Below are 21,740 nucleotides of genomic sequence, written 5' to 3' on the forward strand. Positions count from 1 at the left end.
ATCAAGATATCAGGGAGAGTCAGGGATGAGCGAACCGAAGGTCTGGTTGATCACCGGCACGAGCACCGGTCTCGGCCGGGCGCTCGCCGAGGCGGTCGTCGCGAGCGGCGACCGGGTGGTCGCGACCGCGCGGGATGTCGACAGTGTCAAGGATCTGGCCGACAAGGCGGCCGGCCAGGTCCATGCCGCGCGGCTCGATGTCACCGACAGCGCGTCGATCGCCGCGGCGGTCGAGTCGGCCATTTCCGCGTACGGACAGATAGACGTGCTCGTCAACAACGCCGGCCACGGCCTGATCGGCGCGGCCGAGGAGTTGTCCGACGAACAAACGCGTTCGGTGTTGGAGACCAACGTTTTCGGTGTGTTGGCGGTGACTCGTGCCGTGTTGCCGCACATGCGCGAGCGGCGGCGGGGACACATCGTGCAGATGTCGTCGGTCGGCGGTGTGGTCGCAAATCCTGGCCACGCGATCTACAACACCTCGAAGTTCGCGCTGGAAGGCATGTCGGAGGCGCTCGCGGGCGAGGTCGCGCCGCTCGGCATCCGGGTCAGCATCATCGAGCCGGGGCCGTTCCGCACCGACTTTCTCGGTCGTTCCATGGCTTTCGCCGAGCCGATCGCCGACTACCAGGACACCGCCGCCGGCATCGTGCGGCAGAATTTCGCGCGTAACGACGGAAACCAGCCAAACGATCCGGTGAAGGCGGCCGCGGCCATCGTACGGTTGGTGAACACGCCGGACGGGCCGCTGCGGCTGCCGCTCGGACCGGAGGCGGTCGGCCGGATCAGGGAAAAGCTGACCAAACAGCTGGCCGACCTGCAGGAGTGGGAGGCCGTGTCGCTGGACACTCGCTTCTGATCACTGGCCGACCCGGCCGTCGATGCGCTCGCGCAGGAAGTCGGCATGTCCGTTGTGCCGCGCGTATTCCTCGATCATGTGCACGACCACCTCGCGCAGCGCGGTTTTGCCGTCTTTCCCGAGAAAACCCAGATCGGTGTCGTCGACGAACTTCTCCGCGAAGGCGATCTCGGCACGCCAGCTCTGCCAGGCCTCGGCGACGACGGCCGGGTCGGCGACGGCACCGTCGAACTCACCGTTTGGCGCGTCGTCGCCGCGATAGCGCCGTGAGACGTCCTCGCCAGCCAGGAAAATCCGGAACCAGAACCGCTCGACGTCGGCGAGGTGGCGCAGCAGGCCGAGCAGCGACAGGTTGGACGGCTCGACCGAGCGGCGAGCCAGCTGCTCGGCGTCCAGACCGTCGCATTTCATCTCGAAGGTCAACCGCCGGTCGCGCAGATAGCGTACGAGCACCGACCGCTCGTCGTTGTGGATGTCGCCCCGCTCGCGTGGATCTTTCTCCGGCGAGGTCCACATGTCCCACCAGCCGAAGGACCGCGTCGGCGTATTGTCAGGCATGCGGCGGATTATCGCAGTCCGTCGACCAGAACAGCAGCGATTTTCCGGCGCGGTCAGGTCGTCGCCGCCGGTGACCGACGCGGTCGCCGAGGCGGTCACCAGGATCCGCGCGGCCGCGCACGTAGGGGCCTTGCGAATGTCCAGCAGCGGCCAGGGTGGTGCTGGTGTGGCTGACAATTTAGGTGAGGCGCGCGTGCCACTCTACGTTTGACACCGAGTGATTACGCCGTCAAGGCGGTGTGAGCGCTCCCAGGATGAGCGCTAAGGTGTGCTGGTGGGACGACCGACGATCGAGGAGGTCGCGCTGCGGGCCGGGGTGTCCCGCGGCACCGCCTCGCGAGTGATCAACGGCGCCGCGCACGTCAGCGCGGACGCCCGGGAAAAGGTGCTGCGCGCGGTCGACGAGCTGCGATATGTGCCGAGCCGGGCCGCCCGATCTCTTGTGACACAGCGAAACGACACGGTCGCGCTGGCGATTTCCAACGTGGATCCGCGGCTGTTCAGCGACCATCCGTTCTTTTCCGAGGTGATCCTGGGGATCGACGAGGTGCTGGCAGAGGCCGACCTGGAGTTGACGCTGGTGCTCGGCACGTCACAAGCGGCCCGCGACCGGCTCAGCCGGCGACTGAGCTCGCGCCGTGTCGACGGCGTGATGTTGTTGTCGTTGCATGGAAACGACCCGCTCTATTCGCTGGTCGAGCACGCCGACATCCCGATCGTCTTCGGTGGCAAGCCGCTGGGGATCGAGCCGGACCACTACGTCGACGCGGACAACCGAGGCGGCGCGCGGCAGGCCGTGGCGCACCTCGTACGCACCGGCCGGCGGCGGATCGCCACCATCACCGGTCCACAGGACATGGACGCCGCCGTGGCCCGCTTCAACGGATTCCGTGACGCGCTCGGCGAAGCACGGCTGGAGGACCACCGCGTCGCGTACGGGGATTTCAGCGAAGCCAGCGCAAGCGCGGCGATGGCCGAGCTGCTGGAGAGGTTTCCCGATCTCGACGCCGTTTTCGCCGCCGCCGACGCGATGGCGGCCGCGGCGATGCGCGTACTCGCCGCGAACGGCCGGCGCGTCCCGGAGGATGTCGCCGTGGTCGGATTCGACGACCGACCGGCGGCGCTGCACCTTTCGCCGCCGCTGACCACCGTCCACCAGCCGATTCGCGCGCTGGGGACGGAAATGGCGCGAATGCTGGTCGCATTGGTCAACGGACGACCGGCCACGTCGCTGATCCTGCCGACGCGGCTGGTCGTACGGGGCTCGGCATAACGGCTTTACAGGTCGCCAGCTGATCGGTAGCGTGGGCGCGTTCAGTTGATCTGTTCCCCAGAAGTGCGCCACAGAGTCGGGAACACGCTGTCCCAAGAGAGGGTCAGTCGCCAAGGGGTGGCAGGGAGTTTTGCCGTGCCCCGCGGTCGACACATGACGTCTTCTACTGCTCATCTCACCGGTTTTCGCTGGCGTTGGCCAGCCTTACTCGTCATCCTCTGTGCGTCGGTGATGGACCAGGTGGACACCACGGTGACCGGCACGGCCGGGCCGGTGATCCGCGCGGACCTCGGCGGCGACCTGTCGGTGTTGCCGTGGCTGTCGGCCGGATACACGTTGCCGTTCGCGGTCCTGCTGGTCGTCGGCGGCCGGCTCGGCGACATCCACGGCCGGCGCCGGATGTTTCTGGTCGGCATGGCCGGTTTCACGCTCGCGTCGCTGGCCTGCGCGCTCGCGCCGTCAGCCGGCCTGCTGATCGGCGCGCGTGCCGTGCAGGGGGCCTTCGGTGCTTTGTTGATACCACAGGGATTCGGCATCGTGCGTACGGTGTTCGCGGCGCGCCAACTGGGACTGGCGATGAGCATGTTCGCGCCGTCCCTGGCCGCGGCGTCGGTGTGTGGACCGGTGCTGGCCGGAGCGCTGATCGGCGCCGACCTCGCCGGCCTGGGCTGGCGGATGGTGTTTCTGGTCAACGTCCCGCCCGGCCTGCTGGCCATGGTCGGCGCGCTGGCGTTTCTGCCACGTACGCAGGTGCGCACGGTGGCGCGTCTCGACGTCGCCGGTGTGTCAGTGCTCGCGGTCGCGTCGACGCTGTTGGTCTGGCCGTTGGTGCAGGGCCGCGAGTGGGGCTGGCCGTGGTGGTGCCTGGTCATGATCGCCGCGGGACTGGCCGGCTTCGGAGTTTTCGCCGCACACCAACGTAAAACCCGCTGCCTGCCGGTGGTCGAGCCGACGCTGTTGACCAACCGCGTCTTCGTGGCCGGTCTGGTCGTCGCGGTGGCCTTCTTCGCCGTCGTTGGTGGATTTCTGTTCGCAGCGGGGATGTTCCTGCAGTTGGGGTTGGGGCTGTCGCCGCTGCGGGCCGCGCTGACGACTGCGCCGCTGCCATTGGGCATCGTGGCCGCGGTGACCGCGTCTCGGTGGATTCGCGCGACCAGACGAAAGTTGTTGCACGCCGGTATGACCGTCGTGGCGATTGGCGCAGCGGGCTTCGCTGGCACGGTCGTCCCGCTCGGACCACATCTGCCGCTCTGGGCTTTGGCGCCGTCGCTGGTGACGGTCGGCTTCGGCATGGGTCTGGTTTTCGGGCCTTTGTACGCGGTCATCCTGGCCGGTGTCGGCGAACACGAGCTCGGATCGGCATCCGGGACACTGTCGGCCATCCAGCAGTTTGGCGGTGCGTTGGGAATCTCCGTGCTAGCCACCGTCTATTTCACAATGGCCGACCCGATCGTCGCGGTGGCGATCGTCGCGGGGATCGCCACCCTGGCGATGGCCGGCACCCACGCGGCCGCATTCCTGCTGCCAAGAGAGGCTAGTCGACGGTGACCGAGAAGGAGTTGGTGGCTAGGCCGGTGCCGCCTTTCCACAGCTCGAACCCGGCCTCGACGTCGATCAGCCACCAGGAATCCTGGATATAGCCACGATTCACCGAGTCGCGCGTCACGCCGTAGAGGTCGAGGCCGGTCACCGAGGTCCGCGGCGTGGTCAGCGCGTACGAGACCAGGTTCCAGCCGGCCTGCCGGCCAAACCACACGTCGTACGTGAGTCCGCCGATCGTCACGGTCGCGACCTTGGATCCGGCCGGGCCGACGTTTCCGTTGTGTGCCAGCCAGATCATGATCTCGGTGCCGTCGGGTTGGCCGCCGGTCGAGGAAGTCTGGTTGAACCAGATGTCGTAGGCCACGTCGTACACGTTGCTGCCGCCAGGCTGCGTGGTGCTCCAGCTGGTCCGCACTTTTCCGCTGTTCAGGCCGGAAACCTGGATCGGAAGGCCGCTGTTGGCCGTGCAGGCACCCCAGTGGCATCCCTTGAAGATCGACGGATAGCCGGCCGGCGGCTGGCCGGTGGGGCTGTCCATCGACGAGCTTGTCACCGTGAAGTCCGCGCCGCCGGAGGTGCTGATGCACTGCGGTGCGCTCGAGTTCCACTCATTGTTTTGCACGACGTACGCGCCGCCGGCGACGGTCGCGGTCTCCGACTCGCACAACGTGGTCGCCGCGTTGGCAGGTGTCGCCACCAACGCGCTGGCCGCGACGGCGAGCGCGACCAGCGTGATCCGTACACCCATCGTCGGACTCCTCTCATGGGAGCGCTCCCAAGGTCGCCGTCACGCTAACACCGTCCGGAAAGCCCCACAAGGGCCGCTTTCGGCGTGACGGCGGTCGCATTTGCCAGCGGCGGATGCCGGGGGAGGATCATCAGAGGGACGAGAGGAGCGCGGGTGGCTGCGTATGTGACGGCGGTGAGCGTCGACGGCGGACACAACTTCAGCAAGCCGGCGGTCGAGCAGATCCGGCTGCTCGAAGGCCTCGGCGTCGAAGGCGACGCGCATCTGGGAGTGACCGTGCGGCACCGGTCACGGGTGGCGCGGGACCCTAGCCAACCGAATCTGCGGCAGGTGCACCTGATCCACTCGGAACTGCACGACGAGCTGCGGCCGCGCGGATTCGATGTGAAACCCGGAGAGCTGGGGGAAAACGTCACCACTCGCGGCCTCGACGTGCTCGCGCTGCCGACCGGGACCCGTTTGCACATCGGGAAAACCGCGATCATCGAGGTGACCGGCCTGCGTAACCCCTGCGTGCAGATCGACAATTTCCAGCGTGGTCTGATGAAGGCGGTGCTCGGCCGCGACGCGGCCGGCGAGCTGATCCGCAAGGCCGGCGTGATGAGCGTCGTACGCGCCGGTGGTGACGTGCGGCCGGGCGACGGCATCGACATCGAGCTGCCGCCGCGGCCGCACGAGCCGCTGCGTCCGGTTTAGCGGAAGTCGAGCTCGCCGGTGCGCGTACGCTTCAACTCGAAGAAGTTGGGGAAGCGCGCGAGCGCGACGGCGCCGTCGAAAACAGTGAGCGCGTCCTCGCCTTTCGGGATGGAGTTGAGCACCGGCCCGAAAAACGCGACGCCGTCGACATGGATGGTCGGCGTGCCCACGTCCAGGCCGACCGGATCCATGCCTTCGTAATGGCTTTTCCGCAGCGCTTCGTCATATTCGGTGGAGTCGGCAGCCTCGATGAGCTCCGGATGTCCGATCGCGTCCAACGCCGCGACAACGACGGCGCGGCGGTCGCGCATGCCGTTGTTGTGATAGCGCACGCCAAACTCGGTGTAGTAGTCGCGTACGGCTTGGTCACCTTCGCGCAGCGCCAACGCGGTCGCCACCCGCACCGGGCCCCAACCCTCCGGGATGCGCGCTTTCCGTTCCTCGGAAAGGTCGTCGCGGCGGCTGTTGAGCTCGGACAGGCTCATCACCCGGAACCGTAGGTCGACCGGACGCTGCTTCTCCACCTCCAGGATCCACCGCGAGGTGATCCAGGCGTACGGACAGACCGGGTCGAAATAGAAGTCCACCTTGACCGTCATGCGGACTCCATGATCTCGGCGAGCAGTTCCTAGGATGGTAACCGGGCCGGCTGGTCAGAGCCGGGGCGAGCACGGAAATCCGCGCCGTCACCCCACTCCGATGGCGAAGACGTGCATCGCGGTGGAATGTCCCTGCGAACCGGCGCTGATCGCCGGCAGCCGGACGGCGACGACCTGCTTCGAGGCGTCGATCGGTGCGGTGGCGGCGAAAACATGGACAGTGTGGTCATAGTGGCCGGTCGGGCTGTTGAGATATGGCAGGTTGGCGACCGCGATGTTGGAGCCACCGGCGTCGAACCAGAAGTCGTCCAGGCCGATCGTGACCGTTTGGCTGCTGCCATCGGCGTAAAACACCGTGGCGAGGCCGCGTGGACTGCCGGAGTTGCTCGCGCCGAGGAACCCCAGCGAGGCCCCTTTGCCATTCAGCGCGATGATCTGGCCGTTCGCCGCGGTGTTGTCCGGTTGGCCTGCCGCCGCCGACGGCCAGCCGTAGGCGATGTTGCCAGACCGTACGCTCGCACCGGGTGCGAGGCCGGCGGCGGCCAGGGCCTGTGCGGAGAAACTGTAGCCGGCGCCGTCGAAATCGGCTGCGGTCGGCCGCGCGTCATCTGAGATTCCCTTGTTGTCGAAGGTGTCCGCGATTTTCGCGTACGGCACGGCGAAAGTCGCCGTCCCGGCGGTCGCCGCGCCGCTCTGGCTGGTCACCGTCGCGGCCACCTGATAGCTGCCGGTTGCCAGGTTTTCCGGCGCTCGTACGGTCCATCGCACACTGGCCTGGCCGCCTGGCTTGATGTTGCCGGCGTCGACCACACCGTCCGGCGTCACCGACCAGCCGGTCGGCGCGGTGAGCCGCAGTTGTGTGCCGTTGGCCGCGGTGGCCGCGGTGTTGCTCACTTTTCCGGTCACCGTAAAGGATTCGCCGCCACGCAGGAGCTGCGTCGTGCCCGACAGTGCGAGATTCAGCTGGCCTGGCACGGCAGGAGAGCCGTAGGTGTGTGCGTTCCAGGCTGGCGCCGGCACTTGTGACACTGGCACGCCACCGGCGTACGCGCCGTATGGGACGAGTCTCACCGATCCCAGGCCGCCGCTGTTGTCGGCGCCGGTCACCGCGATGGCGATCGTGTTGTGGCCGTTGGCGTTGAGGATCCCCGGCGGCAGGCTGTAGGTGTGCTGCGGACCCAGATCGTTGGCATACAGGCCGAGCAGCCAGCCGTTGACGAAGATTTCCGCACGATAGCGGGAAACCGGATTGTCGTCGAGTCGGAGCCCGAGCGGGATGTCGGTGCCGGCCGGCAGATGGAGGTCGAAGCCGGCGCGATACCAACCGACGCCGGCCGGCAGCCCACGATCCTGCCAGTGATCCGGCAAAGCGGCCTTTTGCCAGCTGTCGTCCGGATATCCGGGCAGCGACCAGCCGTGCCGCTCGCCGTAGAGGCCGCCGGTGTTGAGCGGACCACGGGCGCGGTCGACCGGCTGCTCGCCGCCGAGGTTTCCCTGGATCTTCCAGCTGATCGTGGTCGCCGAGCCGGTGAGCTTGGCGGTCCGGATGCCGCGCGGGTTGAGAAAGGAGCCGCACGGTGCGCCGCATTCCTCGTGTCCGGCGTTATGGACGACGACCGACACGACGTTTTCCTTGCGCAGCAGGCCAGCTGGCAAGGTGAACGTACGGCTGCCGCTCGCCTGGGTGCCGAGCAGCGCGCCGTTCAGCCACGCGGACCAGGTGCCGGCCGGTGAGCCGCCTTGGCCGTCGATGGTGATGCCGGCCGCGTTTCCGTTGAAGTGGCCGCGATACCAGACGTCACCGGTGTGGAAGCCGTAGTCGTCCGCGTAAAGCACCGGCAGGCTGCCAGGTGCGTTGGGGTTGTCGGTCGTCGTGTGGTCGGCCGCGAGCCAGCCGGAGTCGTCGAAATCCGGTTGCCGCTCGGTCGACTCGTACGCGAACTTCCAGTTGTCCAGCCGAGGCAACGTGACGGCCGGCGGTCCACCGGTCCGGAACGTGAGGCTGCCGTCGGCCTGCCGGGTTGCGCCTGTCGGCCGGTCGTTCCAGCTGACAGCACTGACGTTTGCCGGCGCGAAAACCTGCACATCGGTGGGCGCGCTGGTGTCACCGCGCAACCTGAGCAACCGGCCGCGTACGTCGGCGGAGCGGACCAGATAGGGGCCTCGCGTGAGCACCGGACCGTCCGGCCAGAACGTCAGCGCGTTTGTGGTGTCACCGAACAGAAGCCGCACCGGAGCGCGGCCACCGCCGCTGACCAGCACCTCAGTTAGTCCACTGTGGACGTAGTTGAGCCGCAGGTCGCCACGCGCCGGATCCCAGCTGCTGGCGGCCTTTCCGGCCAGCACCCGCACGTGTGGCTTGCCGGGATAGCGGAGAACGGTCTCGCCGTCGGAGCCGTCCACGCCGTAGAACAACGCCATTCCCGGCGTGGCGGTGACGAGCTGAGAGGTGGAATACGCGAGCCGCTGATCGCCAAACCGGTAGTTGGCGACCAGCAGCTGCGAGTCGCGCCCGCCGACCGTGACCGCCGTGCCCGCCTGTTGCGGCACGGTGGGGTAGTCGTCGGTGGCGGTCGAGTCGTACGCGTCGATGCCGTCAACTGGCACGAATGTGCCGGAAGAGGCGGGATTCTTCGCGCCGGTCGCGACGATCGTGACGGTGTGCCGGCCGGTCAGTCCACGCGCCTGGTAGTAGATCTGTTGGTATTCCCTGTTTCCGGGCGCGTACGTGTCGACCGTCGCGACTTTCGCGCCGTCCAGGAAGATCTCCGCGATGCCGCCGTTGGATCCCTTGGCGCCGACGACGCGCACGGTGTTGGTGCCGAAGGTGAATGACGCGCTCGCGCCGGAAGCCGACGCGAACGACTCGGTGTTGCCGTAGTCGCCGGCGGTGTAGTTTTGCTTCGCGGCATGCGTCCAGTCACCGGCGTACGCGATCGCGTTGCCGGCGTCGTCGTTGCTGATCGCCGTCCGCGCGGCCAGGTCGACGGAAATGTGTGTCGTTTCCGGTGTGTTCGTGCGCGTGTCGGCATGGCGCAGCGTCAACAGCTGAAACCCGTCGTCCGGATTTGCTCGACCGAGCACGGTCAACCCCGTCGACGTCGGTGGCCGGACGGCGAGCTGGTCGGTTTTGGTCAACGACGGCGCCGATCGCAGGAACTGCGCGATCAGTTTCTGTTGGTTGTATTTGGTCTCCACCTGCCGCGACTCGCTGATCGCCGAGCCGTAGTCGTAGGAGGAATAGACGCAGGTGCACGGCAGGAAACCCCAGCTGGTGCCGCCGTAGGTCATGTAGAAATTCATCATCGTCGAGCCGGCGGCGATGCTGTTTCCGTAGTAAACCTTCTCGAACTGGTCGTTGGTCAGCTGCCGGCACTTGTCATAGCCGGCACCACCCCACGGATCGAACGCGCCGCCCTGGAACTCCGGAAAGAACAGCGGACTGTTCGGCGCGTAGTCGTGCAGGCCGAACTGGTCCTCGACCTGACCCGGCCAGACCGTCGGGTTGGAGCAGTCGAAACCGAGCGGATAGCGGTCGTGGCCGGGGAGCTGCACCGAGCCGGTGCCGTTGACGTAGTCGGTGTTGTTGTTTCCTGTCAACGGAACCGTGATGCCGTCCGCACGCATCTGCGCCTGCAGTGCGGCCATGTAGTCCCGGCCGTCGGCGGTGTCGGAGTTGTAGATCTCGTTTTCCACCTGGGTGGCGATCACCGTGCCGGTGCTGTCGGTCAGCTGGTGCGCGGCGATGATCGGGTCGATCGCGTGCAACCATTCCTTTGCGTACGCGAGATATCGTGGGTCGGACGAGCGCGGCGTACCTGCCATCCTGGCCAGCCAGCCAGGAAATCCGCCGCCGTCGGCCTCCGCGTTGATATACGGACCAGGTCGCGCGATCACGTACAGGCCGGCGTTGGCCGCGTCGCGGAGAAACCGTCCCACGTCACGGATGCCGGAGAAGTCGTAGACTCCCGGCGCCGGCGAGGCGTATCCCCAGTCGAAATACGCGGTGACCGTGGTGAACCCGGCCGCACGCATTTTCGCCAGCACGTCCGGCCACAGGCTCGGGCTCGGCAGCCGGAACGGATGCACCTCGCCGGAGTAGACGAAGGTCCGCCGGCCGTCGATCGAGAGCGAGTAATGATCCCAGGTGATCGTGTGTTTCGGTGGGGCGGCAGCGGCCGCGAACGTGCCTGGAAGGAGCGCGCCGAACAGAAGCAGGATGACCGAGACGACCAGCGACCGTGAGCGCACACCACACCTCCGCAACGTCGGCCGAGGTGAATGCTAGGACGTTTTGTCCGGCACAATGTGGCCAGATGCGGTTAATATTTGCCGTTGAGTGGTTCTCGCCTTCCGGTCACCGTGCGATGGCCGATCCGCCATCCGGCCTCGGTGCGCGTCGCGACGTCCTCGTAGGTCGCGCTGCCCGATGTGCCGTCGGCCTTGACCACGATCGCTTTGGACAGCACGCGAACCTCGCCGTCGGACGACTCCGTGATGACCACATTGGTCACAAGGTGCGCGAGCGGGTTGCCGCTGCCGAGATCCAACGCGGCTTTCTTCAGCGCGGCGCGTCCGCGCAGCACGCCAAAGCCGACATCGCTCACGTCGTAGACGACGTCCTCGGTGAACAACTCGGTCATTCGATCCAGCTCACCCGCGTCGGCGTAATGGCCGTGCAGGTTGACCAAATCCGCGATCGCCACTCGGTCCTCGTACGTCAACATCGCCTCTCCAGTTATCCGGGGACATCCCCGTTTATATCACGAGTCGGTTCGGTCGCGATCCATTTGCGACTCACCGTCCAGCGATGACCGATGACGGCGGCACCTCTGGTCACGTGCGCGAGATCGTCAAGGTGATGTCCGTGGTGTCGCTGGATTGGCTGGATCGTGACGGTTTCGACCGGTCGGTGCGCTCGACTATCCGGAGACGGCATTTTGGAGCCGTGGCGGCCAACAGCTGCCACGGCTTACAAACACGGCTTAGTTCGAGTGGTACGTATACGTGCCGTTGTGGTTGTTGTAGGCGTCGTACGTGTGGCCGGTCGATGTCGTCTCGTGCACGTCGTTGACCGTGCCGTTGGCGTCGATGTTCGCGCTGGCGCTGTTGCCGTGGGTGTCGTAGGCCGTCACGTGCTGCGATCCGTCGGCGTGGATGCTGTCGTGCGCGTAGGTGCCGTCCACGCCATATTCATAGACATCCGCGCTGCCGTCGGCGTGCTCGTACACGTGATATTCGTTGCCGTGGCTGTCGTACTCGGTGTGTTCGGTCATTTCCACTCCCCAGTAGTCTCCGCCGCCGTGGCGGTTCGGCTGAGGAACGGGTGTCCGACGCGCCGGGTTCCACACGGCGACATTTTCACCCACAGGTCGGGATGGGTGCCGACTTTGGTCGGAGCGGCACCTGGCGAACGGAAAACGCCAGCACGCCATCGGCCTGTCGCGGCGCATGCGAGAAAATTCGCGCGACGGCGGATCAGATCCGCCGCCGGCTCCGGCAACGACGATGGACGGTGGTCAGTCGGTGAGTTCGACCGTGGTGATGGTGGCGGTGCCGCCGAGGACTTCGACGTCGACGTCGTCCTCGGTCTGCCGGGCCAGGCCCCAGCCGTCGCCGGTCGCGAAGAAATCGACGGCACCGGGTCGACGGCGAAGGCGCAGCAGGCCTTCGGCCGCGACGTAGCCGAAACCGGTCAGCGCGTTCACGGCACCCCAGCTCGCCATCGCGCGTGCGTAATGATAGCCGCATTCGGCTTCGTTGAACGGATTCCGATGCTTGCCGTCGAAGCGTGCTCGTACGTCGGCGATCGCGGCGATGCCTTCGTCGACCAGGCCTTCATAGATCATGCCGACCGCGGCGGTGTATTCCATCCCGGTCATGACCTCGGCGAAATACGGGAACGGCCGCTGTGGCCGGTTGCCGTCCGGATAGCTGCACATCAGCAGGCCGGCCTCGGCGCCGAGCGCGTAGCTGCGCATCGGGTTGAAATGGCTGCCGAAGTCACTGTTCTTGTTGTACGTGCGGATGCTTTCCAGCGTCGTACGCACATTGTCCGGGTCGAGCACGTGGCCGAGTCCGCCGATGTGTGCCAGGACCTGGCCGACCAGTTGGTCGCACAGGCAGCCGCCGCCGAGCTGCAGATCCGGATGGGCGGTGTCCTTCGCGCCCATCTCGTCATGCCGCAGGCCCTTGGCGATCGCGCTGGCGTCGGACACCGGCCGGATCTCGTGCTCGTAATAGCGGCCGTTGAACAGGTGCTGGTCGGTCCAGGCGGATCCGGCCTCGAAGATTTTCCGGCAGGTCGCGGCGAAATCGTCGTCGCCGAGGTGGCGCGCCATCTCCTCGCTGGCGCGCAGGGCGGCCAGATACCAGCCCTGCATCTGAGGATTGGGGCCGTAATACTCGACGTCCATCGTGTTGTGCTGGCAGCCTTCCATGACGCCGTCGCGGTCGGCGTCCCAGCCGCCCGGTTGCCAAGCAAACTCCAGTGCCGCTTTCGCGTGCGGCCACAGCGATCGCAGCAGCTCGTCGTCGCCGCTCAGCTGCCATTCCCGGTGCAGCTTGACCAGGCAACCCATCTGCCCGTCGGCGGCGGCGAGCCGGAAGCTCTGTGCCTGCTCGGCGAGCGGCAGGCCGACCCGGAAGCTCATCAGGCCGTTTTCGTCGGTGGCATGGCCAAACTCGATGCGCCGCATCGACCTGGCCAGGTCGCCGAACAGGTGCGCGGTCGCCGGCTCGTAGTTCCACACGTGCGTACAGCTGCCGAAACAGCTGCCGGTGGTGTCGTGACTGCCTTCGAAGCCGAAGAAGTTTCCGTCAGCGGTGCGGAAACACGTCTGCGTACGCAGGGTCGAGAGGTTGAACAGCGCGGCTTCCTGCACCGTCTCGGGCAGGTCGCTGGACAGGAAGGCGTTGACAAAGGCGGCGGTTTCGCTTTCCAGCTGCGAAAGCTCGGCAGCCGTACGCGTCACCACGTCCCAGGCGTCGGCATACTGTGTCGCGTAGTAGTTGCCGACGATGTCCTCGCTGTATTCCTCGTACGACCCGTGACCCGGCCACCAGGCGTGCCGGTTGGGGAAATGCCAGCCGATCAGGAAGGTCACCGGTCGGCTTTGGCCTGGCGCAAGGGTAACGCCGCTGGCGAGCGAGCCGACCGGTGCCGGATCGCCGCTGTCGCGCGGATCCAGCGCGCCATCGGCGCTCAGGTCGTCCCAGAAGTCCAGCAGCGGCCGGCCCCAGTGACCGTCCAGCCAGGCCGTACGGTAGGACACGTCGTCGGTGTCGATCGTCGCGAGCGCCATCGTGCCGGCGCGCTCGGCGGTCGAGTCTTCGCGGTTGGTGGCGAAAAGTACACCGGCGACCTCGTCCGACTCGCGGAAGGTGTTGACGTTGCCGGCGATCTCGCCGCCGGAGCCGTCGGTGCCGATGAAGTTGCGGATCGATCCGCAGACGGTGGCGGTGATCGGCTGGTCGCTGTCGTTGGTGAGCACGTAGCGCAGGATCGCGACCGGAATGCCGCTACGGTCCGAGTCGGCTGGGATGAGCGGGTTGAAAGCCTGCAACCGCACCGAAACCGGCACGTCAGGATCGCTGAGCACCACCTGTCCGAACGGATACGCGGCCTCGAAGTGAGCGTTGGCGAACTTCGGCAGGCCGTGACCACGCGCCGGACTTCCGTTCGAGCCCTCGTAAAGCGCGGCCTCGATCGGTCCCTGCAACGCGCGCGTGATGCCGGCCTCGGCCAGGTGCAGGGCGAAGAATCCGATGTCTGGTGCGAATCCCTTGCCCGGCCGGTTGGTGACCTCCCAGTCGCGCAGGTCACCACGGCCACCCAGGCTGATGGTGCCGGTGCCGATGCCACCGAGCGGCAGGGCGATCCGGGCCAGCGAATCCGGTTCGTACGTGCGCAGGACGGGCCAGTCGGTCACGGGTTTCTCTCCTCGACGATGTACCAGGTGAGCGCGGATGCGTACATTGCCAGCGGTGCCGGCAAAACCGCGGCGATGCCAAGTGCGAGCGCGGGGCTCAGGCTGGACAGGCCGGTCGCGGTGGCGACCAGCAGTGCGATGCTGCCGACGGTGAAAAGTGGCCGCATGCCGGCCACGGACGCCGCCGTCCGCCACAGCATCCAGCCGTGCCGGCCGGCGGTGACCGCCATGCAGTACGCCGCCGGAGTCAGTACGCCGATCACGACGAGTGCGGCGGTCGCCAGCGCCAACGCCAACAGGCCCCAGGAGTTCAGCGTCGTGACAGCCAAAACATGCAGGATCGCGGACGCCAGCACCGCTGCCGGCGCCGCGACTCGTACGCCGGTCAACGCGTGCTCACGAAAAGCGGACGCGATGTCGCTGAGACGGCGTACCCGGTCGGCGGTCAGCTGGTCGGTCAGCGCGGTCGCCGTGGCCCAGGCCGGGCCAACTGTCAGCGCCGCCACCAAAGGTGCCGCCGGCAGCCACACACGCGCGGTGGCGAGCACCGGAATCGCGGCGATGACAAGCAAAGCGTCGAGCGCGAGGAGCAGTGGCAGGCTCTGCCAGAGCTGGCTGGCCAACCCGCGCAGCAGTCCGCTGTCGTCACGGCTCATCGCGAGATCCCGGTGAGCGCCACGCCCTGGGTGAGTTTGGACTGTACGGCCGCGAAAAGCGCGAGCAACGGCAGCACGACCAGCGTGACACCGGCGAAGATGACGACGGTCGGGTTCGAGCCGAACTGGTTTTGCAGTGACACCAGGCCGACCGGGATCGTCATCCTGCTGTCGGAGATCAGGTAGACGCTCGGCGCGAAGAAGTCGTTCCAGTAGGTCTGCGCGATGAAGATCGCCAGCGCCGACAGCACCGGCGCCGACATCGGCAGGAAGATCTGGAAAAGCGTACGCAGGTGGCCGGCGCCGTCGATCCGCGCGGCCTCCTCGACCTCGCGCGGGATCGACCGGAAGTGCTGGCGGAGCAGGAAAATCGAGAACACCTGGATGAGGCCGGGCAGCCACAGCGCCGCCTCGGTGTCGAGCAGCCGCGCATATCGCATCATGATGTACGTCGGGATGGTGAGCACCTGGATCGGGATCATCATCGCCGCCAGGAAGACCACGAAAAGCAGCTCGCGGCCGGGAAAACGCAGCCGCGCGAAGGCGTACGCGGCCATCGAGCTGACCAGCAGCGAGCCGACGACCACGATCGCGGTCACCTGCACGCTGTTCATCACCTGTCCGCCGAACGGGATCAGCTCGAACACCTGGCGGTAGTTGGTCCAGTCCAGCTTGGTCGGGATCCAGTCCGGCGGCAGCGCGAACGCTCGGTCCTCCGGCACCACCGAGGTGATGAACAGCCACAGAAACGGCGCCAGGATCAGGATGCCGAGCGCCACCAGCATGAGATTGCCGAGCCAGTTCAGAACGCGGCTAACGCTCATAGGTCACCCACATCCGGCTCAGCCGCAGCTGCAGCAGCGTGATCGCCATGATGATCAGCGAAAGCACGACCGCGAGCGCGCACGCGTAACCCATCTCGAAGTCCCGGAACGCGTTGTAATAGATCTCCTGCACCATCGACAACGTACGGTTGTCCGGCCCGCCTTTGGTCATGATGTACATCGGCTCGAAGATCTGCAACGCGCCGATGAACGTGATGATCGTGGCGAAAAGCAGCGTCGGCGACAGCATCGGTACGGTCACGTTCCAGAACCGGCGCAGCGGTCCGGCGCCGTCCACTTTGGCCGCCTCCAACAGATGTTGCGGCACCGTCTGCAGTCCGGCCAGCAGGATGACGAAGGTGTAGCCGAGCGTCTTCCACAGGTCGATCGCGACCAGCGACGGCAGCGCCCAGGTGGTGTCGACCAGCCAGTTCGGCGGGTCGATGCCCAGGCCGCGCAGGTAGTAGTTGACGAAGCCAAACTCCGGGTCCAGCGCGTAACGCCAGAGCAACGCGACCGCGGCCCAGGACACCAGCGCGGGGAAGAAATAGGCCGTACGAAGGAAATACTTCAGCCACCGGCCGACGACGCGGTTGACCGCGAGTGCCAGCAACAGGCCGAGGACGATGTGCAGCACGACCGTGGAGACGGTGAAGACGAAGGTGTTGAACAGGGCGCTGTGGACCCGGTTGTCGGCGAAAAGCGTCTGGTAGTTGCCAAAACCGGCGAAGGTGGCCGGGGTCAGGATGTCCCAGTTGAAAAAGCTCAGCACCAGCGCCGCGCCGAACGGGATGGCGATGAAGATCAGGAACAGCAGTGCGGCCGGACTGATCAGCAGATAGCCAGCCCGCGCCTCGGCCCACGACATCCGGCTCATCGCTTCAGCGCGTCCTCGATGGTCTTGTTCAGGTCCGCCAGTTTTCGTTCCGGCGTCACCGCGCCGGTGAGGATCTGCGTGTACGCCTCCTCGACTCCCTGCTGCACCAGGTTTTGCCGGTCGGGCGAGGCGACCGGCGTCGCGTACGCCAGCGCGTCGTACATCTTGCTGGTGCCGATCGGCGAGTTTTCGCCGGTTACCGGGCCTTTCGCGGTGGACCGCCTGGCCGGCAGGATGCCGGCCACCGCCTCCCGGCCGATCAGCTCCTGGATCGGCCTGGTGAGCAGGAACTTGACGAAGGCCCAGGCGGCCTCCTTGTTCTTTGACTTGCGCAGGATCGGGATCGATCCCCAGCCGACCGGCGAGCCGAGCTGTTTTTGCCGCGGCCACGGCACAATGCCGATGTCGTCGACAATGCCGGCGTCGCGCATCTTGGGGATCGGCCACCGGCCGGCGCCGAACATCGCCAGTTTTCCCTTGGCGAACTGGTCGAACACGTCGTACGCGCCACCCGGCGTCGGCGACAGCCGGTCGCGCACCATGCCGCGCGCGAAGGTCGTCGCGGCGATCGCGGCCGGCGAGTCGACCGTCGACACGGTCCAGGCGCGGTTCAGTACGTCCGCGCCGTTTGTCAGCAACCACGGCGCGAAACCCACGAAATATCCCGGATCCATGTGGATGCCGTATCGCTGCCCGGGCCGGGTGAGCCGCTCGGCGGCGGCCCGGACATCCTTCCACCGCCAGTTGTCGGCCGGCTCCGGGATCCCGGCCGAGCGGAACAAGCTACGGCGATACCAGATCGCCATGGTGTTGAAGCCGTACGGCAGATAATACGTGTGCTGGTTGGGCGACGACGTGCGGCGAGCGGCCGTGACCAGCCGTGGATCGGCATCGGCCAGGAAGTCGTCGATTTCCGCGCGATCGCGCTCGATCCAGGCGTCGATGCTCTGCACCAGGTTTTTCTTCGCGAACAGCCGCTGGCCCTCGGTCGGCAGATAGAGGATGTCGAAGTCCTGGCCGCCGGCCAGCCGGATCTGCACGGCGGTGAAGAAGTCGGCCCAGCTGGTGCCGGGCGCGTTGATCGCGGTGGTCCGCACTTTGGGATATTTCTTGTGAAACTCGGCGAAGATCTTCTCCCAGCTGCCCCGGTCGGCGGCCTGTCCCTGGAACAGCAGCCGCAGCTCACCGGACGGCTCGACGCCGGCCGGTGCCGGTGCGTCGTCGGTGCCGGCGGCCGGGTCGGCGCAGCTGGCGAGCACGGAGGCGACCACCGTCGCAGCACCCGCACGCAGCAGGCTCCGCCGGCTCAACTGGCTCATACGTCCCCACACCGATCAGTGAGAAATCGTTTTCCAGGGACCGTACGTACCGGCTCCGCGCAGTGTCAAGACGTCGCCGCGGCAGATGGCCGCCCCTGGCCCCACCAGTCAGGGCTGGCGAAACCTCGCCCGCGCGCTGCGGTCGTAGACGCCGCTGCTGAGGTATTTCAGCCCGGAGTCGATCAGCAGTGTCGCCACCGTCGCGGTGGGGCCGAGTTGTTGGCCGACGCGGATCGCGCCGATCACGTTCAGCCCCGAGGACGTACCGGTGAACAGGCCCTCCTCCCGGGCCAGCCGGCGGGCCATGGCTTCGGCCTCGGCCGTCGTCGCGGTGACGATCTGGTCGGCCAGGCCCGGGTGCCACATCGGTGGCTGGTAGCCGATGCCGATGCCCTCGATCCGGTGGGAACCGGCGGGGGTGCCGGAGAGCACCGCCGACTCGGCCGGTTCGGCCGCGATGATCCGCACTCCCGGATCGTGCTGGCGCAGCACCGCGGAGACTCCCCGCAAGGAGGCCGTGGTGCCGACGGCTTGGACGAAGGCGTCCACGGCTCCGTCGGCCTGTTGCCAGATCTCCTCACCGAGCCGGTGATAGCCGGCGATGCTGTCTGTGTTGTTCAGCTGGTCGGTCCAGTAGACGCCCGGATCTGCGGCGATGTCCCGGGCGGTGTGGATCATTTTCTCGATGAGATCCTTGGTGATCAGCCGCCCCGGGCTGGGGATGACGGTCAGCTGCGCACCGAAGGCCGCCATCTGGATCAGCTTGTCCTCGCTGAACGCGTCGGAGGTCACGATCCGCAGCGGATAGCCCTTCGCCGCGGCCACCAGCGCCAGCGAGGCTCCCGTGCTGCCACCGGTGTACTCCACGATGGTGGCCCCCGGCCGCAGCCGGCCGTCGATCTCGGCCCGGCCGACCATCGCCTGGGCCATACGGTCCTTCATGCTGCCGGTCGGATTGGCCCCCTCCACCTTCACCACGATCCGGGCACAGTCCGGCGGTACGACCCGACGCAACCGCACCAACGGAGTGTTCCCGATCGCCGCCAACACGCTGGTCTCACTGTCCATGCTGACCACCTCAGTCGAGCACGGCGAGCCCGTCCAGTTCACCTTCTGAACCAGCGCCGCCCGTATAGTCGGCGGCATGGTCGGGTACGGACAGTTCTGCGCGGTGGCCCGGGCATTGGACGTGCTCGGGGAACGATGGGCGCTCCTGGTCGCCCGGGAACTGTTGCTCGGCGCGACCACGTTCAGCGACATCCGCCGCGGCCTGCCGCGCATCCCGCGTGCGACGCTGTCCTCGCGCCTGCGCAGCCTGTGCCGCTCCGGGATCGTCGAGGCCACCGAGGGTGGGTATCGCCTCACCGAGGCTGGTACGGCCCTGGCCCCCGTCCTGCGGGAACTCGCCCGGTGGGCGACCGTCGACGACCGCGCCGCGCTGTCTGACGACGACCTGGACACCGCGGCCCTGACCTGGGACATCCGCAGACGCGTCGACACCGCGGCCCTGCCCGCGCGTACGGTTGTCCTCGCTGTCGAGTTCACCGACCGCGCTCCCGCCGATCGGCACTTCTGGCTGCACCTGTCCCGCACCGAGGTGAACCTGTGCCGCGAGGACACCGGAGCGTCGGTCGACATCTGGTTCGCCGCGCCGACCCGGGCCGCGACCCAGTGGTGGCTCGGCCAGCTGTCCTGGGCCCAGCTGATCCGCCGGCCCGGCGTTCGGATCCAGGGCGACACGGCGCTCACCAGCCAGATGCGCCATTGGTTTCTGCGCTACGTCTTCGCTCCCGACAACGCGACCGCGGGACCGGCTAAACAACAGGCTTAGGGCGAAATCCGCGGCTGCACGAGACCGCTCTCGTACGCCAACACCACCGCCTGCGTACGGTCGCGCAGCTGCAGCTTGCCGAGGATGCGGCCGACATGGGTCTTCACGGTCTGCTCGGCGACCGACAGCGACGCGGCGATCTCCGCGTTGGACTGGCCGCTCGCGATCAGCCGGAACACCTCGACCTCGCGCTGCGTGAGGGTGTCCAGCGCGGCCGGCGTGCCGGGCAGCGGACCCTGCCGCGTACGCGCGAAGTCGGCGATCAGCCGCCGGGTCACCGACGGCGCGAGCAGGCCGTCGCCGGCGTGGATGACGCGTACGGCGTTGACCAGGTCGGCGGCCGGCGCGTCCTTCAGCAGGAACCCGCTGGCGCCGGCCCGCAGCGCCGAATACACGTATTCGTCCAGGTCGAAGGTGGTCAGGATGAGGACACGGGTGAGGTCGGCGTAGGTCTCCAGGATCCGGCGGGTCGCCTCGACGCCGTCCATCTCCGGCATCCGGATGTCCATCAGCACGACGTGCGGCGGCGCGCCGGCCGCGTGCAGCCGCTCGACCTCCTTGACCGCGGCGAAGCCGTCGGCGGCCGTACCGGCGATCTCCATGTCCGGCTGTGCGGCCAGCAGCGCACCGAAGCCCTCCCGGACCATCGCCTGGTCGTCGGCGATGAAGACGCGGATCACTCGGCGGATTCTCCGTCCTTCGGCTGCACCCGAGGCAGGGTGGCCTCGACCACGAACCCGCCACGGTCGGCCGGGTATGCCATGAAGTTACCGGCAACCAGCGCCACCCGCTCACGCATTCCGACCAGTCCGTGGCTGGCGCCCTGCTCGGTCGGCAGCTCGACCGTACGGTCCAGGTCGACCGGCGGACCGTTGCGGATGGTGATGGCGACCTCGGTCGCCGTGTATGCCACCCGTACGTTCACGGTCGCGCCAGGCGCGTGCCGGCCGGCGTTGGACAGGCCTTCCTGCACGATCCGGTAGGCGGCCAGGCCGACCGCCGCCGGCAGGTCGCCGATCTCGCCGGCGATCTCGCTGTGTACGTCGGCACCGGCCGCGACCGCCGCTCTGACCAGGTCGGGGATCTGTTCGGCACCTGGCTGCGGCGCCATCTCGGCCGGTTCCTGGCCGTCGCGCAGCACGCCGAGCAGGTTGCGCATGTCGGCCAGCGCGGCCCGCGCCGCCGAGCCGATCTCGGTGAACTCCACCCGGGCCGGCTCCGGCACGTCGCTCAGCCGGTATGGCGCCGTTTCGGCGCGTACGGCCACCATCGACATGTGGTGCGCGACGACGTCGTGCAGCTCGCGCGCGATCCTGGCGCGCTCGGTGAGCGCGGCCTGTTTGGCGCGTACCTCCGCGCTGGCCTGCCGCTCGACGCTCAGCTCCCGCTCGGCCGTACGCCGGTCGCGCAGCACGCTGCCGGTGATGGCGCCCGCGATGGCCAGCACGGTCGCGACGGCCAGCGCGTCCAGATGCGACAGGCCCTGGGTCAGCACCGGCATGGTGAACAGGACGGTCACCGCCGCCGCGGCCGCCGCCGGCAGCGCACCGAACCGCAGGCCGATCGCGGCCAGCACGACGCCGATGATCACCGCCTGCGGAAACGTCCAGCTGGTCGCCGACGGCAGCTGGTTCCCGGCCAGGTGGCTGTCCGGAATCAGCCCGGCGACCAGCGAGAGCACCAGCCCGGCCAGGCTGATCCGCCAGGCCAGCAGCGGCAGCCGGAAGGCCAGCGGCAGCGGTGCGAAGTACGCCGCCGCCAGCACCAGCATGAACGTGATGTCGAGCTTGTAGATCTCGGTGGCCACCGCCACGCAGGCGATGAGCGCGACCAGGTTGATCGCGGCCCAGCCGATCCACCACCAGGTGTTGTGTTTGACCGGCGGCCGCGACTCGTCACGGCCGCGCCAGATCACGAAGGCGATCTGGTCGCCGATCCGGCGGGTGACATCGTGGAACGGACGCGAGACGGCGAGCTCAGACATGGTCAGCCGAGCGTATGCCCGCTGGCCTGCGATGTCGTCCGCC

Annotated in this window: 19 protein-coding genes; 5 read left to right on the forward strand and 14 right to left on the reverse strand. The window is 67.4% G+C overall.

What is annotated here, in order from left to right; genetic code table 11:
• Nucleotides 1-25: 25 nt before the first annotated feature.
• Nucleotides 26-859 (forward strand): oxidoreductase, encoded by an 834-nt coding sequence (locus tag GNX95_RS41220; protein WP_163513590.1) that lies wholly within the window; start codon nucleotides 26-28, stop codon nucleotides 857-859.
• Here GNX95_RS41220 and GNX95_RS41225 read toward each other — a convergent pair whose 3' ends face one another.
• Nucleotides 860-1,417, reverse strand: a complete 558-nt coding sequence (locus tag GNX95_RS41225; protein WP_222854314.1) for a DinB family protein — start codon at nucleotides 1,415-1,417, stop codon at nucleotides 860-862. It lies immediately after the preceding gene.
• A 274-nt stretch (nucleotides 1,418-1,691) separates the two neighbouring features.
• Here GNX95_RS41225 and GNX95_RS41230 point away from each other — a divergent pair, with 274 nt between their 5' ends.
• Nucleotides 1,692-2,690: a LacI family DNA-binding transcriptional regulator gene (locus tag GNX95_RS41230; RefSeq protein ID WP_222854315.1), complete on the forward strand. Its 999-nt coding sequence runs from the start codon at nucleotides 1,692-1,694 to the stop codon at nucleotides 2,688-2,690.
• Between the two features lie 228 nt (nucleotides 2,691-2,918).
• Nucleotides 2,919-4,238, forward strand: coding sequence for an MFS transporter (locus GNX95_RS41235; RefSeq protein ID WP_163513591.1), 1,320 nt, complete (start codon nucleotides 2,919-2,921; stop codon nucleotides 4,236-4,238).
• Here GNX95_RS41235 and GNX95_RS41240 read toward each other — a convergent pair.
• Entirely contained in the window at nucleotides 4,225-4,980 is a 756-nt protein-coding gene (locus GNX95_RS41240) for a GH12 family glycosyl hydrolase domain-containing protein (protein ID WP_163513592.1), read from the reverse strand. The two genes, GNX95_RS41235 and GNX95_RS41240, sit on opposite strands and share 14 nt — an antisense overlap.
• Before the next feature lie 153 nt (nucleotides 4,981-5,133).
• On the opposite strand from GNX95_RS41240, the gene GNX95_RS41245 reads away from it, so the two are divergent.
• Nucleotides 5,134-5,676: an MOSC domain-containing protein gene (locus tag GNX95_RS41245; protein ID WP_163513593.1), complete on the forward strand. Its 543-nt coding sequence runs from the start codon at nucleotides 5,134-5,136 to the stop codon at nucleotides 5,674-5,676.
• Here GNX95_RS41245 and GNX95_RS41250 read toward each other — a convergent pair.
• The 10 genes from GNX95_RS41250 to GNX95_RS41295 form a co-directional block, all read right to left on the reverse strand.
• Nucleotides 5,673-6,275 (reverse strand): DsbA family protein, encoded by a 603-nt coding sequence (locus GNX95_RS41250; RefSeq protein ID WP_163513594.1) that lies wholly within the window; start codon nucleotides 6,273-6,275, stop codon nucleotides 5,673-5,675. The genes GNX95_RS41245 and GNX95_RS41250 overlap by 4 nt on opposite strands.
• A gap of 87 nt (nucleotides 6,276-6,362) precedes the next feature.
• Nucleotides 6,363-10,526, reverse strand: coding sequence for a beta-galactosidase (locus tag GNX95_RS41255; RefSeq protein ID WP_163513595.1), 4,164 nt, complete (start codon nucleotides 10,524-10,526; stop codon nucleotides 6,363-6,365).
• A gap of 71 nt (nucleotides 10,527-10,597) precedes the next feature.
• Entirely contained in the window at nucleotides 10,598-11,002 is a 405-nt protein-coding gene (locus tag GNX95_RS41260) for a nuclear transport factor 2 family protein (RefSeq protein WP_163513596.1), read from the reverse strand.
• A 258-nt stretch (nucleotides 11,003-11,260) separates the two neighbouring features.
• Nucleotides 11,261-11,551 (reverse strand): hypothetical protein, encoded by a 291-nt coding sequence (locus GNX95_RS41265; RefSeq protein ID WP_163513597.1) that lies wholly within the window; start codon nucleotides 11,549-11,551, stop codon nucleotides 11,261-11,263.
• Between the two features lie 243 nt (nucleotides 11,552-11,794).
• Entirely contained in the window at nucleotides 11,795-14,206 is a 2,412-nt protein-coding gene (locus GNX95_RS41270; protein WP_163513598.1) for a GH116 family glycosyl-hydrolase, read from the reverse strand.
• Nucleotides 14,203-14,862, reverse strand: coding sequence for a hypothetical protein (locus GNX95_RS41275; RefSeq protein ID WP_163513599.1), 660 nt, complete (start codon nucleotides 14,860-14,862; stop codon nucleotides 14,203-14,205). Before GNX95_RS41275 ends, GNX95_RS41270 begins: the two co-directional genes overlap by 4 nt.
• A complete protein-coding gene (locus GNX95_RS41280) occupies nucleotides 14,859-15,686 on the reverse strand; it encodes a carbohydrate ABC transporter permease (RefSeq protein WP_163513600.1) in 828 nt (275 codons plus the stop codon). Before GNX95_RS41280 ends, GNX95_RS41275 begins: the two co-directional genes overlap by 4 nt.
• A complete protein-coding gene (locus tag GNX95_RS41285) occupies nucleotides 15,676-16,563 on the reverse strand; it encodes a carbohydrate ABC transporter permease (RefSeq protein ID WP_163513601.1) in 888 nt (295 codons plus the stop codon). Before GNX95_RS41285 ends, GNX95_RS41280 begins: the two co-directional genes overlap by 11 nt.
• Entirely contained in the window at nucleotides 16,560-17,882 is a 1,323-nt protein-coding gene (locus GNX95_RS41290) for an ABC transporter substrate-binding protein (protein WP_163513602.1), read from the reverse strand. Before GNX95_RS41290 ends, GNX95_RS41285 begins: the two co-directional genes overlap by 4 nt.
• A gap of 108 nt (nucleotides 17,883-17,990) precedes the next feature.
• Nucleotides 17,991-18,950 carry a PLP-dependent cysteine synthase family protein gene (locus GNX95_RS41295; protein WP_163513603.1) on the reverse strand — a complete coding sequence of 320 codons (960 nt, stop codon included), beginning with the start codon at nucleotides 18,948-18,950 and terminating at the stop codon, nucleotides 17,991-17,993.
• A gap of 76 nt (nucleotides 18,951-19,026) precedes the next feature.
• Between GNX95_RS41295 and GNX95_RS41300 the strand changes: the two genes are divergently transcribed.
• Nucleotides 19,027-19,713 (forward strand): winged helix-turn-helix transcriptional regulator, encoded by a 687-nt coding sequence (locus GNX95_RS41300; protein ID WP_163513604.1) that lies wholly within the window; start codon nucleotides 19,027-19,029, stop codon nucleotides 19,711-19,713.
• Here GNX95_RS41300 and GNX95_RS41305 read toward each other — a convergent pair.
• Together GNX95_RS41305 and GNX95_RS41310 are read right to left on the reverse strand one after the other, a co-directional pair.
• Nucleotides 19,710-20,393, reverse strand: a complete 684-nt coding sequence (locus GNX95_RS41305; RefSeq protein ID WP_163513605.1) for a response regulator transcription factor — start codon at nucleotides 20,391-20,393, stop codon at nucleotides 19,710-19,712. The genes GNX95_RS41300 and GNX95_RS41305 overlap by 4 nt on opposite strands.
• Nucleotides 20,390-21,697: a sensor histidine kinase gene (locus GNX95_RS41310; RefSeq protein WP_163513606.1), complete on the reverse strand. Its 1,308-nt coding sequence runs from the start codon at nucleotides 21,695-21,697 to the stop codon at nucleotides 20,390-20,392. Before GNX95_RS41310 ends, GNX95_RS41305 begins: the two co-directional genes overlap by 4 nt.
• Between the last annotated feature and the right edge of the window lie 43 nt (nucleotides 21,698-21,740).

The sequence above is a fragment of the Fodinicola acaciae genome, from assembly GCF_010993745.1.
GTDB lineage: Bacteria > Actinomycetota > Actinomycetes > Mycobacteriales > HKI-0501 > Fodinicola > Fodinicola acaciae.